The organism is Streptomyces sp. NPDC014006 (genome assembly GCF_043088925.1).
In the GTDB taxonomy this organism is placed as follows: domain Bacteria; phylum Actinomycetota; class Actinomycetes; order Streptomycetales; family Streptomycetaceae; genus Streptomyces.
Window position 1 is genome coordinate 1,309,019 of sequence record NZ_JBICAJ010000001.1, and the last position, 14,900, is coordinate 1,323,918.

A 14,900-nucleotide genomic window follows, 5' to 3' on the forward strand; every position below is an offset into this window, starting at 1 on the left:
CGCGCGTAGAAACTTGTCATGCATAAGCCACTGCGTTTCGCGGCCGCCGCGGCCGCCTGTGCCGTCGCCGGCGCCGCCCTGTACGGCGCCGGCGCGGCCACCGCCGACCAGTCGACCGCCAACTCCACGCACGAGCCGTACAACATCGGCGTCCTGGTCAAGGACATCGACGGCTACTACGGCACGACGCTCGACGGCAACGGCGTCTACCAGGCCTCGCCCACCAGCCCGTACGCCAAGGACCTCGCGCAGATCGACGCGGCCGCCCGCAAGTACATCGACAAGGCCGCCCGCAAGGCGCTGAAAAAGGGCGAGAAGCCGGCCGTCGTCTTCGACATCGACGACACCCTGCTGCTCAGCCTCGACTACGAGAAGAAGACCAACTACACGTACAACGGCACCACCTGGAACGACTACGTCAACAAGGCCGACCGCCCGGCCGTGTTCGGCAGCCCGGAACTCGTGCGCTACGCCGAGTCCAAGGGCGTCGAGGTCTTCTACAACTCCGGTCTGAGCGAGGCCCAGCGCCCCGCCGCCGTGGAGAACCTGAAGAAGGTCGGCGCCGATGTGAACCTGGACGCCGGCCACATGTTCCTCAAGGACAAGGCCGCCCCGCCGGCCTACCTGAGCGACTGCGCCACCCCCGGCACCTGGAACTGCACCACCGTGCAGTACAAGGCGGGCACCCGCCGGCACATCGAGGACGACCTCGGCTACGAGGTCATCGCCGACTTCGGCGACCAGTACTCCGACCTCGAGGGCGGCTACGCCGACCGGACGTACAAACTGCCCAACCCGACGTACTACGTCGGCTAGGGTCTTTCGTCTGGATCAGGCCGCGAGCCCGGCATGATCCAAACGAGAGGCCCTAGTTCCGCGCACGCGGCAGCGGCAGCGCCCCCGCCGGTCGGCACCGGCAGGGGCGCGCCGTGGGCGGAGGCTGTCAGTCGTAGCTGATGTCCGAGGCCGAGAACAGGCAGGTCGTGCCGTCGGGGCCGGTGCCCAGCTCGGTGGGCTCCTTGCCGGTGCTGTTGCCCCGGAAGCGGACGCAGATCTTGGTCTTCTTCCTGGTGTCGCCGTGGATGCGCACGTTCCGCAGCGACGCCGTGTCACCGTAGTTCGCGTTGACGCCGACGATCGCCTTGCCCGGCGCGGTCACGTCCACGTCATCGACGATGATCGTGCGCTTGTACTGCTTCTTGCAGTTGCCGCAGGAGCGGACCAGCTTGCCGAAGTTCTCCACCCGGAACTTGCTCACGACCAGCTTCCCGGCGCCGTTGAACTGCAGCACCTTGTCGTCGGCGTTCCTCGCGCCGCCGCCGTGGACCGTGTAGACGGCCGACGCGGAGGTGCCCTTGAAAGTGGCGGCGTCCTCGCCGACGTCGAGCCACCACACGTTCTGCAGAGTGCAACTGCCCAGGCAGTGGACGCCGTCGGCGGCCGGAGTGCCGATGATCACGTTCTTCAGGACGGCGCCGTCCTTCAGCTCGAAGATCGGGCCCTGTGATTCGTCCTGGCTGTCGGTCCCCAGGTCGCCGGTGCCGTGGAACTCGGTCAGCCTGCCGTCGTAGGTGCCCGACACCTCGATGGTCTGCGCCACGGCCTTGCTGCCCCTGGCCGTCGGCCACGGCGTGGCCGCGCCCGCCGGGGACAGCAGCGTCGTGGTGACGAGCGCGGCACCGGTGATGCCGAGGGCGGCGGAGCCGGCGATCAGGGCGCGCCGCCGGGTGACCGTGCGGCGGTGCCGGACGCGGCGCTGAGCTGGTGCAGTCATGTACCGATTCCTCAAGTGGGTGGTGACTCTTGCGCCGTGTGGTCGCCACCGGTGGGGAAAAGGTTGCCGTGCCCGGTGAAGTTCTCTACGAGCCGCCGCTGTTCGGCGGGTGCGGCGCGAAGTCGCCGCCGACCGTGTACGGCTCGCCGGCCGCCGTCGCCGTGATCGAGTAACGGTCGTCCCCGGCGTCCCGGCCGCCGCGCCCGTGGTTGTACTGCCCCGCGAACACCCACTCGCCCGCCGGGACCGTACGCCCCGCCTTGAGGGTCCACGTGTACACCAGGAAGCCGTCGCGCTCGCCGACCGTCAGCGTGAAGTCATCCTCCGGCAGGGTCCGCCAGGCACCGGTGGAGGACACGCCGCCGGTCTGCGCGACCCGCAACCGAACCGTGAGCGAGGTCAGTGGTTCCCGGGTCCTGAGGGTGAGATCGCTCTGCGCCCAGAACGCGTTGCTGTGCGGATCGATGGAGCCGTCCGACCACAGCGGGCCGTTCTCGGTGTCCGGCGCGGCGGATGGACGGCGTGTGACGTCGGGCGAGGTCACCGGGGTCGGGGAGACGGCGACCGTCTGCTGCGCGGGTGCGCCGTCCCGTACGGCGGAGGCGACCGCGTAGCCGCCCGCCGCGAGCAGGCCCGCGACCGCTGCCGCGGCGCCGGCGATCCGCGTCCAGCCCCACACCGGGGGATGAGCCGCCGGGCGGTCCCGCCCCGTCATGCCGCGTTCGATCCGGGCCAGCATGCGCGTGCGGTCGGGCTGATGCTCCCCGGCCGCCTGCCGCAGCCGGGCGCGCAGTTCGTCGTGCCCCTCCCGCCGCATGCTCATCGCTTCCTTCCCTGCGCCTCGCCGGTGGCGCGCGCCATCGCCGCCCGGATCGTCGGCGCGGCCCCCTGCGGGCCGAGCAGCCGCTGCAGTTCGGCCATGCCCTTGGAGGTCTGGCTCTTCACCGTACCCACCGACACGCCGAGGGTGAGCGCCGTGTCCTTCTCGGACAGATCGAAGGCGTGCCGCAGCACCACACACGCCCGCTTGCGGAACGGCAGCCGGCGCAGCGCCTGGCGCACATCGACCACGCCGGCGACGTCCGGGTTCTCCGTCCGCTCCTCGCGGTGCGGCCAGAACAGGGCGATCCGCCGCCGCTCCCGCACCGCACTGCGGATCCGGGTGCGGGCCAGATTGGCGACCACCCCGCGTGCGTACGCCACCGGATGCTCAGCCGCGCGCACCCGGTCCCAGCGGTGCCACAGCGCCAGTAACGCGTCGGCCGCCAGATCGTCCGCGGCGTCCGACTCGCCGGTCAGCAGATGGGCGAGGCGCGCGAGTTCGGCGTAGTGGCGCTCGAAGAAGGCGTGGAACTCCACGGAGGCGGCGTCGTCGACGACTGTGCCCACGGGCGGTCTCTCCTCGCAGCGGTGTCCCGACGTCGGAACAGTCGAACGAAGGTGCGCCGGGACGAGATCCGGAACTGTACCAGCGGCGTACGGGAATTCGAACACCGTATGGCGGACCGAACCCGCCGCGGGAATGCGGGCAGGACGAAGGGGGCAGCCCCGAGCGGCTGCCCCCAAGTCCCCCTGCCCTGCTGTCCCTTGCTAGCCCTTCAGCGCGGCCTTCATCATGGCCTTCGCCACCGGCGCCGCCAGCCCGTTGCCGCTGACCTCGGAGCGCGCCGCGTCCGACTGCTCGACCATGACCGCCACCGCGACCTCCTTGCCGCCGGCCTTGGCGTAGGAGGTGAACCAGGCGTACGGCGTCTTGCTGTTGTTCTCGCCGTGCTGGGCCGTACCGGTCTTGCCGCCGACGGTCGCGCCGGAGATCCGCGCGTTGGTGCCCGTGCCCTCCTCGACGACCGTCTGCATCGCCGACTGCAGTTGTTCGGCGGTGCGGGAGCTGACGATCTCCTTGCTGCCCGCGTCGTCGTCGTAGTTCTGCAGCACGTCACCGCCGCTGTCGGTGACCTGGGCCACCATGTGCGGCGAGACCAGCTTGCCGCCGTTGGCGATCGCCGCCGACACCATCGCCATCTGCAGCGGCGTCGCCGTCACGTCGAACTGGCCGATGCCGCTCAGCGCCGTCTGCGCCTTGTCCATGTCCTTGGGGTACACGCTCGGGTACGCCCGAACCGGCACGTCCCGCTGCTCGTCGTTGAAGCCGAACTTCTCGGCCATCGCCCGCACCTTGTCCTGGCCCAGGTCGACCGCCATCTTCGCGAAGACGTTGTTGCAGGAGTACTGAAGAGCGACCCGGATGGAGGCGTTCTCACACGGCGCCGACGGATTCTCGTTGCTCAGATCCTGCGTGGTCAACGGCAGCCGGTACGGGTCCGGGCTCACCGTGCGCTGGTCCACCGAGGAGTACAGCCCGTCCTCCAGCGCGGCCGCGGCCACCACCAGCTTGAACGTGGAGCCCGGCGGCAGCGGCTGGCGCAGCCCCCGGTTGTTCAGCGGCTTGTCCGGGTCGGCGTTCAGCTCCTTCCACGCCGTGCCCGCGGTGTTGGCGTCGGTGAGCGCGGACGGGTCGTACGACGGCGCCGACACGACGGCGAGGATCCGGCCCGTCTTCGGGTCGATGGCGACCGCCCCGCCCTTCTTGCCGCCGAGCGCCTGGTACGCCGCCTTCTGCACGTCCGGGTCGATGGTCGTCAGCACGTTGCCCGGGTCGGCCCGCTTGCCGGTGACCGTGTCCATCACCGTCCGCAGCCGCGGGTCCGTGCCGTTGAGCAGCTCCGCGTAGATGCCCTCCAGCTGCGTCGGGGCGTACGCCTGCGAGGCGTAGCCCGTCACCGCCGCGTACAGCCTCCCGTCCGTGTACGTGCGCTTGTACGCCAGGTCACCGCCCGACGTCCGCGCCGAGCCGGTCACGGAGCGTCCGGCCACGATGATGTTGCCGAGCGGCTCCGCGTACGTCTGGATCGCGTTGCGCCGGTTGTCCTTGTCGTCCGCGAGCGCCTTGCCGTCGTAGAACTGCACCCAGGTCGCCCGCGCCAGCAGGGCGAGCACCAGGAGCAGCGCGAAGACCGATGCGCGCCTGATCGTCTTGTTCATCCCGATCAGAAGACGAGCGGAAAGGCGTCGATCGTTCCCTCGCGCCCGGTTTTCTCATCGTCCGCTCAGGAAGCCCGCTTCGTACGCCGCGATCACCGCCTGGGTCCGGTCCCGGGCGCCGGTCTTGGCCAGCACCGACGCCACATGGGTCTTCACCGTCGCGGGGCCGACGCCCATGCGCCCGGCGATCTCCGCGTTGGTCAGCCCGGCCGCCATCAGGCGCAGCACCTCGCGCTCGCGGTCCGTGAGGCGCGTCACCCAGGCCGGGGGCGCGGGCCGGGCCTGCGCGTGCGCGGCCGCGAGCGTGCGCACGGCGAAGGGGAACAGCAGGGTGTCGCTGTGCGCGACCAGCCGTACCGCCTGCACCAGCGTGTCGGCGTCCGCCCGCTTCAGCAGGAACCCGGCGGCTCCGGCGCGCAGGGCGTCGTACACGTAGGAGTCGTTCTCGAAGGTCGTGACGACGACGACACGGGGCGGGTCGGCGAGTGTGGCGAGGATCTGCTCGGTGGCGCGGATGCCGTCGATCTGCGGCATGCGCACGTCCATCAGCACCACGTCCGGCCGCCGGTCGCGTACGACGGTCACGGCCTCGGCGCCGGTCGCCGCCTCCCCGACCACCTCCAGGTCCGGCTCGGCGGACAGGATGGCGTGCAGCGCGGTGCGGACCATGCGCTCGTCGTCGGCGAGGACGATCCGGATCGGCTCCCGGCTCATACGGCCCCCTTCCTCGGGATCATGCGGTGGTGCCCGGCGGGGCCGTGCGGCTGCTTCCACCGGGTGGTGCGGCTTGTCGTATCGGCAGGTGGACGTGCAGCCGCCACGCCTGCCCGGCCGGGCCGGCCTCGGCGGCGCCGCCCAGCAGCCGGGCCCGGTCGGCGATGCCCCGCAGGCCGTGGCCGCCGCCGGGCCGGACGGCCGGTGCGCGGCAGGTGCCGACGGGGTTGGTCACGGTGATCTCCAGACGCGCGCCGGCCGCCGTGATCCGCACGTCCACCGCCATCCCGGCGTCACCGTGCTTCAGCGCGTTGCTCAGCCCCTCCTGCACGATCCGGTACGCCTCCCGGGAGACCAGGTCGGGCAGCGCGGCCGGGTCCACAGCGACCTCGGCCCGCACCCGCAGCCCGCACGCACGGGTACGGCGCAGCAGGGCGTCGAGGTCGGCGGCGAGGGTGGGCGCGGGCGCGGTACCGGGGGTGTCACCGGCGCGCAGCACGCCGAGGACGGCGTCGAGTTCGCCGACGGTTCGCCGGGTGGTGTCCTCGATCGCGGCGAGCGCCTCGCGGACGAACTCCGGGTCGCTGTCCAGCACCCGGCGGGCCGCGCTCGCCTGCAGGGTGACGGCGCTGAGGGCGTGCCCGACGGAGTCGTGCAGTTCGCGGGCGAGCCGGTTGCGCACGGCGAGGTCGGCGGCGCGCGCCTCGGCGGCCGCCAGCCGCTCCTCCGGGGTCGGCCCGAGCAGCGCGGGCGCCCACCGGGCCAGCAGCGCCCCGCTGCCGGCCGCGCACCCGGCGAGCGCCACCAGCATGGCCAGACCGGCGAGCGGGGCGAGTGCCAGACCCCAGCCGTGGACGAGGACTTCGGGGAGGCCGAGACCGGTGCCGCGCAGCCCCGCGAACAGCGGCAGCACCATCAGGACGACCGCGAACGGCGGCACGGCCAGCGACATTCCGGACAGGATGCCGCCGAGCCCGAGATGCAGCGTGAACCAGGCCGCCGACCGGCCGCGCGCGGCACGGCCGCGGGCCGGGGTGGGGGAGAGGGCGTCGGGGTCGATGCCGCACAGGGTGCGCGCCGCGCCCGCCTCCAGCGGGCGGGTCATCGGGAACAGGGCGCCGGTGAGCGCGGCCAGCGGCAACCCCACGACGAACGACAGCAGTTGCAGCGGCAGATCGCCGAAGACGTACCGGGAGTCCAGGGCCGGCCCGACGATCACCTCGCCGACGAAGACGTACGGCATGGCGAGCGCACCGCCGAGGATCAGGTGGATCCAGCGGCGGCGCGCCCGCCTTCCGAACAGCAGCCGGCCCCCGGATCTCACGTCGTCGGCTTCCCGGTCGCCGCCGGTTTGGTGTCCGACGCGCAGGGGCCGGCGGCCGGTCGGCCGGCGCCGGAGGCCACGCGCGCGGTGCCCGCCGCGGTGGGCCCGGCGGCCTCAGCCGCCCGTCCGGCGAGCGCCGCCGCTCGCGCGGCGCCCGGCGCGGGCCGTCCGCCGAGCCGCACCGACCGCTCCACGAGGAAGGACACGCCGACGGCGGCGACCAGAAGCCCGACGATCATGTGGCCAGCGTAGGTGAGGTTCATCAGGGATGTGGGCCGGTCGGCGTCCTTCTCCACGCCGGTCAGCGAGGCCACCGCGAGCCAGCCGCCCCAGCAGGCCGTCGCGCCGGAGCCGAGCCAGGCCGCCGTCAGGGGAACCGCGACGGGCAGCTTGCGGCCCCGGCGGAACGCCAGGAGCAGGCCGCCGACGACGGCCGACGCCAGGAAGACGACGTACAGGACCTCCATGACGTAGAACCCGCTGTCCCGGCCGGCGACGCGGCCCGCGCTGAGCCCGGCCGTGCCGCCGGACAGCCAGACCAGATGCGGGGCCATGACGGGCGGTGCGAGGACGGCGGCCGCGCCGGCGGACATCCGCCGTGCGGACCCCGGTGCCCCGGACGGCAGTTGCCCCACGCGGCCGCGCCACAGCCCGCCCCACCGGTCGCGGGCGTACCGCACGAACAGGGCGCCCAGGCACAGGCCCTGCACGATGAAGCCGGTGTACACCACGGCGAACACCCAGGCGTCCAGGAAGGGTTCACCGCCACCGGCCGCGTGCGCGCGCCCGCCCAGCGCCGTGACCAGCAACTGGAGCGGGTACCCGGCCATGATCGGCGCGAGCAGCCCGGTGGCCACCCAGGCGGGAAGGGCGAGCAGCCAGGCCGGCACCCGCCGCCCCCACGGCCGGGTCAGCAGCAGCGCCAGCACGATCACCGCGCCGTCCATGAGCACGGTGACCCCGTTGGCCACAGCCATGGTGGCGGGGTGCTCCAGCAGCGGGCTGCCGTCCGGGATCCCGACGCGGCTCCCGCTGATCCAGACGGTCTTGAGGGCGAGATACGGCACGCAGGCGGCGATGGTGACGGCCCGCAGCAGGCGGCCCGGCCGGTCGGCAGGCGGAAGGGGGAGCGACTGGGTCATGCCCCCACGCTCCCGCGCGCCCGTGCGCCCTCGCCTCCTGCGCGGTGACGATCCGCCTCCGCCGCAGGGGGGAGACCGGGGTCAGCCCGGCGGACAGGGGCCGCCCGGCACGGCGGACCGGCCGCCGGGACGTCGTCAGCCCGGCAGCCGGAGCACGACCTCCTCGATCTCCTCGCCGCGCGCCTGCGCGAACCCCGTGGCGCGGGCCGTCTCCCGGAAGCCGCACTTGCCGAGCACCCGCAGCGAGCCCGCGTTGTCGGCGGCCGCCCGCGCGTACAGCGGGCGTTCGGGCACCTCGCCGATCAGGGCCCGCAGCGCGGCCGTGGCCACCCCGCGCCCCCAGTACGCCCGGTCCACCCAGTACGTCACCTCGCGCTCACCGGGCTCCCCGTACACCGCCGCCGAGCCGACCACGTCGCCCTCGGCGAGGATCGTGCGCAGCACGTGGGACGACGCTCTCAGCAGCCGCCAGTGCGCGTCGAAGGCGTCCCGGTCGGCGGGATCCTTCGGCGTGAAGGCGGCCATGCGCAGCGCTTCCGGGTCGTTCATGTGCCGGAAGAACACCGGCAGATCACTGTCGTGGACCTCACGGAGTACGACATCCATGCCCCAGAGCCTACGGGCCGCCCCGGACGGGTGCCCGTCCCTCAGAGCCGGCGGGTGGCCAGGGTCAGCCGGTCACGGGCGTCGAACAGGGCGTCCTTGACGAGCTGTTCGTGGGCGGGTGTGAGGCGGGCGACCGGCACCGAACAGCTGATGGCGTCACGGGCCGGGGTGCGGTAGGGGATCGACACGCCGAAGCAGCGCAGCCCCAGCGTGTTCTCCTCGCGGTCCACGGCGAAGCCCTGCTCGCGCACCTGGTGCAGTTCCTCGATGAGCTTCTCGCGGTCCGTGATGGTGTTCTCGGTCAGCGCCGGCAGCGTCTCCGGGAGCATCTTGCGGACCTGCTCGTCGCTGTACGTCGCGAGGATCGCCTTGCCCAGGGACGTGGAGTGGGCGGGCAGCCGGCGGCCGACCCGGGTGAAGGGCCGCAGATAGTGCTGCGACTGCCGGGTGGCGAGGTAGACGACGTTGGTGCCGTCCAGCCGGGCCAGGTGGATGGTCTCGGTGGTGTCGTCGGAGAGCCGGTCCAGCGTCGGCCGGGCCGCCGCGACCACCTCGTCGCCGTCGATGTAGGAGGTGCCGACCAGCAGCGCCCGCACCCCGATGCCGTACCGCGTGCCCGTGGCGTCGGTCTCCACCCAGCCCAGGTCCACGAGGGTGCGCAGCAGCATGTACAGGCTGGACTTGGGATACCCGACCGCCTCCTGCACCGACGCCAGGGAGTGCATGCCGGGGCGCGCCGCGAAGTACTCCAGCAGCTCCACCGTCCGTACCGCCGATTTGACCTGCGCCCCGCCGCCCGTCTCGCCTGCCGACATCGCCCTTGACCCCTTCGTTGGACGGGAAATAGTCTCCGAACTGTTCATCATCAGAGACAGTGTTCAGTATATCGAACGCCCTGGTGGGCGGCGACGTACTGGGAGGGATCCACGGTGGCAGCAGCACCAGTCTGGAGTGTCGACCCCCGAACCGGGAAGCAGCGGGAACAGGTTGCGGTGGAAGCCACAGCCCAGGAGGTGGACGCCGCCGTCCGCGCCGCGCACGCCGCCCGCGACTCGCTCGCCGACCGCACCGTCCGAGCCGCCTTCCTGCGCACCGCCGCCGACCGGCTGCACGCGGCGCAGGACCACCTCGTCGAGGTCGCCGACGCGGAGACCGCGCTCGGCCCGGTCCGGCTCACCGGCGAACTCGCCCGCACCTGCTACCAGCTGCGCGCCTTCGCGGACATCGTCGACGAGGGCGCCTTCCTCGACGTCGTCATCAACCACCCCGACGACACCGCGACCCCGCCGGTCCCGGACCTGCGCCGCTACAAGATCCCGCTCGGTGTCGTCGCGGTCTACTCCGCGTCCAACTTCCCCTTCGCCTTCTCCGTGCCCGGCGGCGACACGGCGAGCGCGCTCGCCGCGGGCTGCCCGGTCGTCGTCAAGTCCCACCCCGACCACCCGGGACTGTCCGAGCTGGTCGCGAAGGTCCTGCGGAACGCCGCCGCGGAGCACGGCATCCCCGCGGGCGTCCTGGGTCTCGTCCACGGCTTCGAGGCCGGCGTCGAGCTGATCAAGCACCCGCTGGTCACCGCCGCGGGCTTCACCGGGTCGGTGCGCGGCGGCCGGGCGCTGTTCGACGCGGCCGCCGCCCGTCCGGTGCCGATCCCGTTCCACGGCGAGCTGGGCTCGCTGAACCCGGTCGTGGTGACCGAGGCAGCGGCCGCCGAGCGCCCGGAGGCGATCGGCACCGGGCTCGCCGGGTCGATGACCCTCGGGGTCGGCCAGTTCTGCGTCAAGCCGGGCCTGGTGCTGGTGCCGTCCGGCGCGGCGGGCGACGGGCTAGTCAAGTCCCTCACCGACGCGGTCAGCAACACCGGCGCCGGCGTGCTGCTCGACCACCGCATGCGGGACAACTTCGTGGCCGGGGTCGCCGAGCGCGCCCAGCTCCCCGACGTCGAGACGCCGGTGACTCCGGGCGCCGGTGGCGAGCACACGGTCAGCCCGGGCTTCCTGACCGTGCCGGCGAGCAGGCTGGCCGAGGAGGGGGCGTACGACCTGCTCCTCGAGGAGTGCTTCGGCCCGGTCACCGTCGTGGCCCGCTACGAGGACGAGGCCGAGGTCAAGGGCGTGCTGTCCCGGCTCCCGGGCAACCTCACGGCGACGGTTCAGCTGTCGTCGGACGAGGCCGCCGGGGAGGGCCGCGGGGCGGAGATCCTTCAGGAGCTGACCCCGCTGGCGGGTCGGGTGCTGGTCAACGGCTGGCCGACCGGCGTCGCGGTGGCGCCGGCGCAGCACCATGGGGGGCCGTACCCGGCGACCACGTCGACGTCCACGTCGGTGGGCGGCACCGCCATCGAGCGGTGGCTGCGGCCGGTGGTGTACCAGGGGGCGCCCCAGGCGCTGCTGCCGCCGGAGCTGCGGGACGACAACCCGCTGGGGCTGCCGCGCCGGTTCAACGGGCGGCTGGAGCGCTAGCGGTTTGAGGGGTCGCGGCTTCGCCGTAGGGGTGCGGGGCGGATGCGGGCTGCGGGGCGGGATGCGGGCTGCGGGGCGTGGTGAGTTGCCCGCGCAGTTCCCCGCGCCCCTCGACGGCGTTGCCCGAGCCCTGTGCCCAGCCCAGCGGCATCGGCACGCGGGTGCCGTAGTAAGCCGCCAGTTCGCCGGGGGCGATGTTCGTCGCCGAGTCACCCCGAGCGCGTACCGCGCCCGGTTCAACCGCCTGGAGCCCGCGGCGTGATCATTCGCCGGCCTGCCTGACCTGCGCCTTGGTGGATGAGGTGGCACCGCGACGGACGACGACGACGGCCGTGAGGCCGATCGCCAGGCCGAGGGCCGTCTGTGCACCGAACGGTTCGCCGAACATGAGGGCACCCCAGACCGCCGTGACCGGAGCCATGAGGAACATGAGCGTGTTGACCTGGGTGGTTCCGGAGCGGTTCAGGATGAGCCAGTACAGCCCGTACCCGCCGAAGGTCGACAAGAGCACCAGCCAGGTGATCGCTGCCCAGAACGAAGGCTCGAGCGGCGGTTTCGCGGCTCCGGCGCTCACGGCAAGTGCCGTGAAGACGGCGCCGCTGGTGGCGCAGTGGACGGTCAGCGACATCGCGGGGGCGACCCGCACCCGCGAACGGCTCTCGAGGAACGTCGCCGCCACGAGCGAGAGCATGCCGAGGAAGGGGATGAGATAGGCCCACCAGGCAACTTTGGCGCCGACCGCGGCATCGGCCAGGGTGACGACGACGACGCCGCCCAACCCCAGGCACAGGCCGAGCCACTGCACACGTGAGACGTACTGATGCAGCAGCGGCCCGGCGAGCGCCCCGGCGACAAGGGGCTGGACGCCGTCGATCAGGGCCGTGGTGCCGCTGGAGACCCCGAGCTGGATCGCGTAGTAGACGGTGAACAGATAGCCGCTCTGCGAGAGCACGCCGATCACGACCTGCCGGGCCAGGTCCCGCCTGCCGAGGTGGTGCCACGTGGCTCTGCGCACGCCGGCGATGACGGCCAGGGTGATGGCCGGCGGCAGGAAGCGCCACATGAGGATCGTGACCGCGGCCGCGCTGCCGGCGCCGAGCTTCGCGCCGATGAATCCGGAACTCCAGCAGAGCACGAAGGCGGTCGAGAGAACGATGTTCACGCCCCACCTCCACTAAACAGATCGGTATACCCGCTGGCGTCCAGCGTACTATACAGATCGGTATACTCTGGCGGTGTGAGTACCACCGAAGGACCGCGACGGATCACCATGACGCCCGCCGCACGACGCGTCCTCGAGGCCGCCGCGAGGCTGTTCTACGAGCGCGGTATCCACGCCGTCGGGGTGGACCTGATCGCCGCCGAGGCCGGCGTGACGAAGAAGACCCTCTACGACCGGTTCGGCTCCAAGGAGCAGATCGTCGTGGAGTACCTCGCCGACCGGGACGAACGCTGGCGGGCCTTCCTCGCCCCGTACCTGGACGCCGCACCCGGACCGGCGGCGCGCGTCCTGGCCGTCTTCGACGCCTCACGCGCGTGGGCGGTGCCGTACAGCCCCAAAGGGTGCAGCATGGTCAACGCGCACGCCGAGATCAGCGACCCGTCTCATCCCGCCTACGCGATCATCACCGCGCAGAAGCGGTGGATGCTCGACCTGTTCACCGACCTGGCCGCGGACATCGCCCCGGACGCGGCCGGCCATCTGGGCCGGACGCTCATGCTGCTGCACGAAGGAGCGCTCGTCGCCCACGGCCTGAACACCTTCGCGGACCCCGTCCACCATGCCCGCGAACAGGCGCGGGCTCTCCTGGCCGGCGCAGAGGACCGTGGTGCGGGACCGGCCGGGGAATGAACCCCTCTCCTTGAACGTTCACACAACTGAGGGCGGATCATCCCGTCCCGCCCCGCGACCCTGGAGTGAGTGAGCCGTGACCCTGCGCGTCGAGATCTGGAGCGACATCGCCTGCCCCTGGTGCTACGTCGGCAAGGCCCGCTTCGAGCAGGCGCTCGCGGCCTTCCCGCACCGCGACCAGGTGGAGGTCGTGCACCGCTCCTTCGAGCTGGACCCCGGCCGGGCCAAGGACGACATCCAGCCCGTGCTCACCATGCTGACCAAGAAGTACGGCATGAGCGAGGCGCAGGCGCAGGCCGGCGAGGACAACCTCGGCGCCCAGGCCGCCGCCATGGGCCTGGACTACCGCACCCGCGGCCGCGACCACGGCAGCACCTTCGACATGCACCGCCTGCTGCACTTCGCCAAGGAGCAGGGTAGGCAGGAGGAGTTGCTGGACGCGCTGTACAAGGCCAACTTCGCCGAGGAGCGGTCTGTCTACAACGACGACGAGCGACTGGTCGACCTGGCCGTGACCGCAGGACTCGACGAGGAAGCGACCCGCACCGTCCTCGCCGACCCGGACGCCTACGCCGACGCCGTCCGCGAGGACGAGCGCGAGGCCGCCCGGCTCGGGGCGCGCGGTGTGCCGTTCTTCGTGCTCGACCGCGCCTACGGCGTCTCCGGCGCCCAGAGCGCCGAGGTCTTCACCCAGGCGCTCACCCAGGCATGGGGCGAGCGCTCCCCGCTCACCCTCCTGGACGACGGCGGCGCCGAGGCGTGCGGTCCGGACGGATGCGCGGTGCCCCATCACGGCTGACCCCCACAAAGCCGCAGCTCACCGCGTACCCATAAGCAGTCCTTGGCGGTACCGGGCAAAAAATCGCAATGGACGGGGAGTTCAAGGGGCCGCACAGTGGTCCCATGGAGACCTTCGAGAGCCTCGTCCGCGCCGAGTTCGCCCCGGAGAACACCTACCTGAACACCGCGAGCAACGGCCTGCTCCCGGCCCGCACCGTGACCGCCCTGCACCGAGCGGTCCGGCTGCGCGCCGAGGGCAGGCCGCTCGGTTCCCTGTACGAGGACGTGGAGGCCGTCCGCGCCTCCTTCGCCCGGCTGACCGGCGTCCCGGTGGAGCGGGTGGCGACCGGCGCCTCGGTCGCCGAGTACGGCGCGCTGATCGCCGCCTCGCTGCCCGAGGGAGCCGAAGTCCTCACCGCCGAGGCCGACTTCTCCTCCCTGGTGAACCCCTTCCACATGCGCGCCGACCTCACCGTGCGCGCCGTACCGCTGGAGAAACTCGCCGACTCCGTGCGCCCCGGCACCGCGCTCGTCGCGGTCAGCGTCGCCCAGTCCGCCGACGGGCGCCTCGCCGACCTCGCAGCGGTGCGGGAGGCGGCCCGCGCGCACGGCGCCCGGGTCTACCTCGACGCCTCCCAGTCGGCCGGCTGGCTGCCCGTCGACGCGGACGCCTGCGACTTCCTCGCCGCCGTCGGATTCAAGTGGCTCATGGGCCCGCACGGCGCCGCGTTCTTCGTCGCCCCGGACGTCACCCGGGACTTCGGCGGGCTCACCCCGCTGCTCGCCGGCTGGTCCGCGGGGGAGAAGCCCTGGGACAGCTGCTACGGACCGGTCACCGAACTCGCCCGCGCCGTCCGGCGGTTCGACGTCAGCCCCGCCCTCTTCAGCTACGCCGGGCTGCGCGCCTCGCTCGAACTGATCGAGGAACTGGGCGTGGACGCCGTCCACGCACACGACGTGGCGCTCGCCGAGCGGTTCCGCAAGGGGCTCGACGCCCTCGGCCACGAGCCGATCGCGGCGCCGGGTTCCGCGATCGTGTCCGTGCCCGGCCTGGGCCACCGGCAGAGCAGGCTGAGCGAGGCGGGCATCGAGGTCTCCGACCGTGCCGGCAACCTGCGCGCCGCGTTCCACCTGTACAACACGGCCGCGGACGTGGACCGGCTGCTGGACGTGCTGGCCCGCTGAGCGCACCCGCCCCGGCCCGGGC

General features: G+C 72.5%; 15 protein-coding genes. 5 read left to right on the top strand and 10 right to left on the bottom strand.

Features of this window, described 5'->3' with window-relative positions:
* The first annotated feature begins 18 nt into the window (after window positions 1-18).
* Window positions 19-816, top strand: coding sequence for an HAD family acid phosphatase (locus ACF1GV_RS05980; RefSeq protein WP_391678252.1), 798 nt, complete (start codon window positions 19-21; stop codon window positions 814-816).
* 127 nt (window positions 817-943) lie between these two features.
* Here ACF1GV_RS05980 and ACF1GV_RS05985 read toward each other — a convergent pair whose 3' ends face one another.
* From ACF1GV_RS05985 to ACF1GV_RS06025, 9 genes are all read right to left on the bottom strand, one after another.
* A complete protein-coding gene (locus tag ACF1GV_RS05985; RefSeq protein ID WP_391678255.1) occupies window positions 944-1,774 on the bottom strand; it encodes a pectate lyase in 831 nt (276 codons plus the stop codon).
* An 85-nt stretch (window positions 1,775-1,859) separates the two neighbouring features.
* Window positions 1,860-2,597, bottom strand: a complete 738-nt coding sequence (locus ACF1GV_RS05990) for a hypothetical protein (protein ID WP_391678258.1) — start codon at window positions 2,595-2,597, stop codon at window positions 1,860-1,862.
* Entirely contained in the window at window positions 2,594-3,163 is a 570-nt protein-coding gene (locus ACF1GV_RS05995; protein WP_391678261.1) for a SigE family RNA polymerase sigma factor, read from the bottom strand. Before ACF1GV_RS05995 ends, ACF1GV_RS05990 begins: the two co-directional genes overlap by 4 nt.
* 201 nt (window positions 3,164-3,364) lie before the next feature.
* Window positions 3,365-4,816, bottom strand: a complete 1,452-nt coding sequence (locus ACF1GV_RS06000; RefSeq protein WP_391678263.1) for a peptidoglycan D,D-transpeptidase FtsI family protein — start codon at window positions 4,814-4,816, stop codon at window positions 3,365-3,367.
* Window positions 4,817-4,870: 54 nt separating this feature from the next.
* Entirely contained in the window at window positions 4,871-5,530 is a 660-nt protein-coding gene (locus ACF1GV_RS06005; RefSeq protein WP_391678266.1) for a response regulator, read from the bottom strand.
* 19 nt (window positions 5,531-5,549) lie between these two features.
* A complete protein-coding gene (locus ACF1GV_RS06010; protein WP_391678267.1) occupies window positions 5,550-6,854 on the bottom strand; it encodes a sensor histidine kinase in 1,305 nt (434 codons plus the stop codon).
* Entirely contained in the window at window positions 6,851-7,996 is a 1,146-nt protein-coding gene (locus tag ACF1GV_RS06015) for a hypothetical protein (protein WP_391678269.1), read from the bottom strand. The genes ACF1GV_RS06010 and ACF1GV_RS06015 overlap by 4 nt, the downstream gene beginning before the upstream one ends.
* Before the next feature lie 135 nt (window positions 7,997-8,131).
* Window positions 8,132-8,602: a GNAT family N-acetyltransferase gene (locus ACF1GV_RS06020; protein ID WP_391678271.1), complete on the bottom strand. Its 471-nt coding sequence runs from the start codon at window positions 8,600-8,602 to the stop codon at window positions 8,132-8,134.
* A 41-nt stretch (window positions 8,603-8,643) separates the two neighbouring features.
* Window positions 8,644-9,417, bottom strand: a complete 774-nt coding sequence (locus ACF1GV_RS06025; protein WP_361636390.1) for an IclR family transcriptional regulator — start codon at window positions 9,415-9,417, stop codon at window positions 8,644-8,646.
* A 114-nt stretch (window positions 9,418-9,531) separates the two neighbouring features.
* Here ACF1GV_RS06025 and ACF1GV_RS06030 point away from each other — a divergent pair, with 114 nt between their 5' ends.
* Window positions 9,532-11,061 (top strand): aldehyde dehydrogenase (NADP(+)), encoded by a 1,530-nt coding sequence (locus ACF1GV_RS06030; protein WP_391678275.1) that lies wholly within the window; start codon window positions 9,532-9,534, stop codon window positions 11,059-11,061.
* Window positions 11,062-11,323: 262 nt separating this feature from the next.
* On the opposite strand, the gene ACF1GV_RS06035 is transcribed toward ACF1GV_RS06030, so the two are convergent.
* Complete coding sequence (locus ACF1GV_RS06035) at window positions 11,324-12,223, bottom strand: DMT family transporter (protein ID WP_391678277.1); 900 nt, start codon at window positions 12,221-12,223, stop codon at window positions 11,324-11,326.
* 108 nt (window positions 12,224-12,331) lie between these two features.
* On the opposite strand from ACF1GV_RS06035, the gene ACF1GV_RS06040 reads away from it, so the two are divergent.
* The 3 genes from ACF1GV_RS06040 to ACF1GV_RS06050 all read left to right on the top strand — a co-directional run bounded on the left by ACF1GV_RS06040 (window position 12,332) and on the right by ACF1GV_RS06050 (window position 14,878).
* Window positions 12,332-12,913 carry a TetR/AcrR family transcriptional regulator gene (locus ACF1GV_RS06040; protein ID WP_391678511.1) on the top strand — a complete coding sequence of 194 codons (582 nt, stop codon included), beginning with the start codon at window positions 12,332-12,334 and terminating at the stop codon, window positions 12,911-12,913.
* Window positions 12,914-12,995: 82 nt separating this feature from the next.
* A complete protein-coding gene (locus ACF1GV_RS06045; RefSeq protein ID WP_391678512.1) occupies window positions 12,996-13,712 on the top strand; it encodes a DsbA family oxidoreductase in 717 nt (238 codons plus the stop codon).
* Window positions 13,713-13,816: 104 nt separating this feature from the next.
* The gene (locus ACF1GV_RS06050; RefSeq protein WP_391678279.1) at window positions 13,817-14,878 is read left to right on the top strand and encodes an aminotransferase class V-fold PLP-dependent enzyme; all 1,062 of its coding nucleotides are present in this window, start codon (window positions 13,817-13,819) and stop codon (window positions 14,876-14,878) included.
* Window positions 14,879-14,900 lie beyond the last annotated feature (22 nt).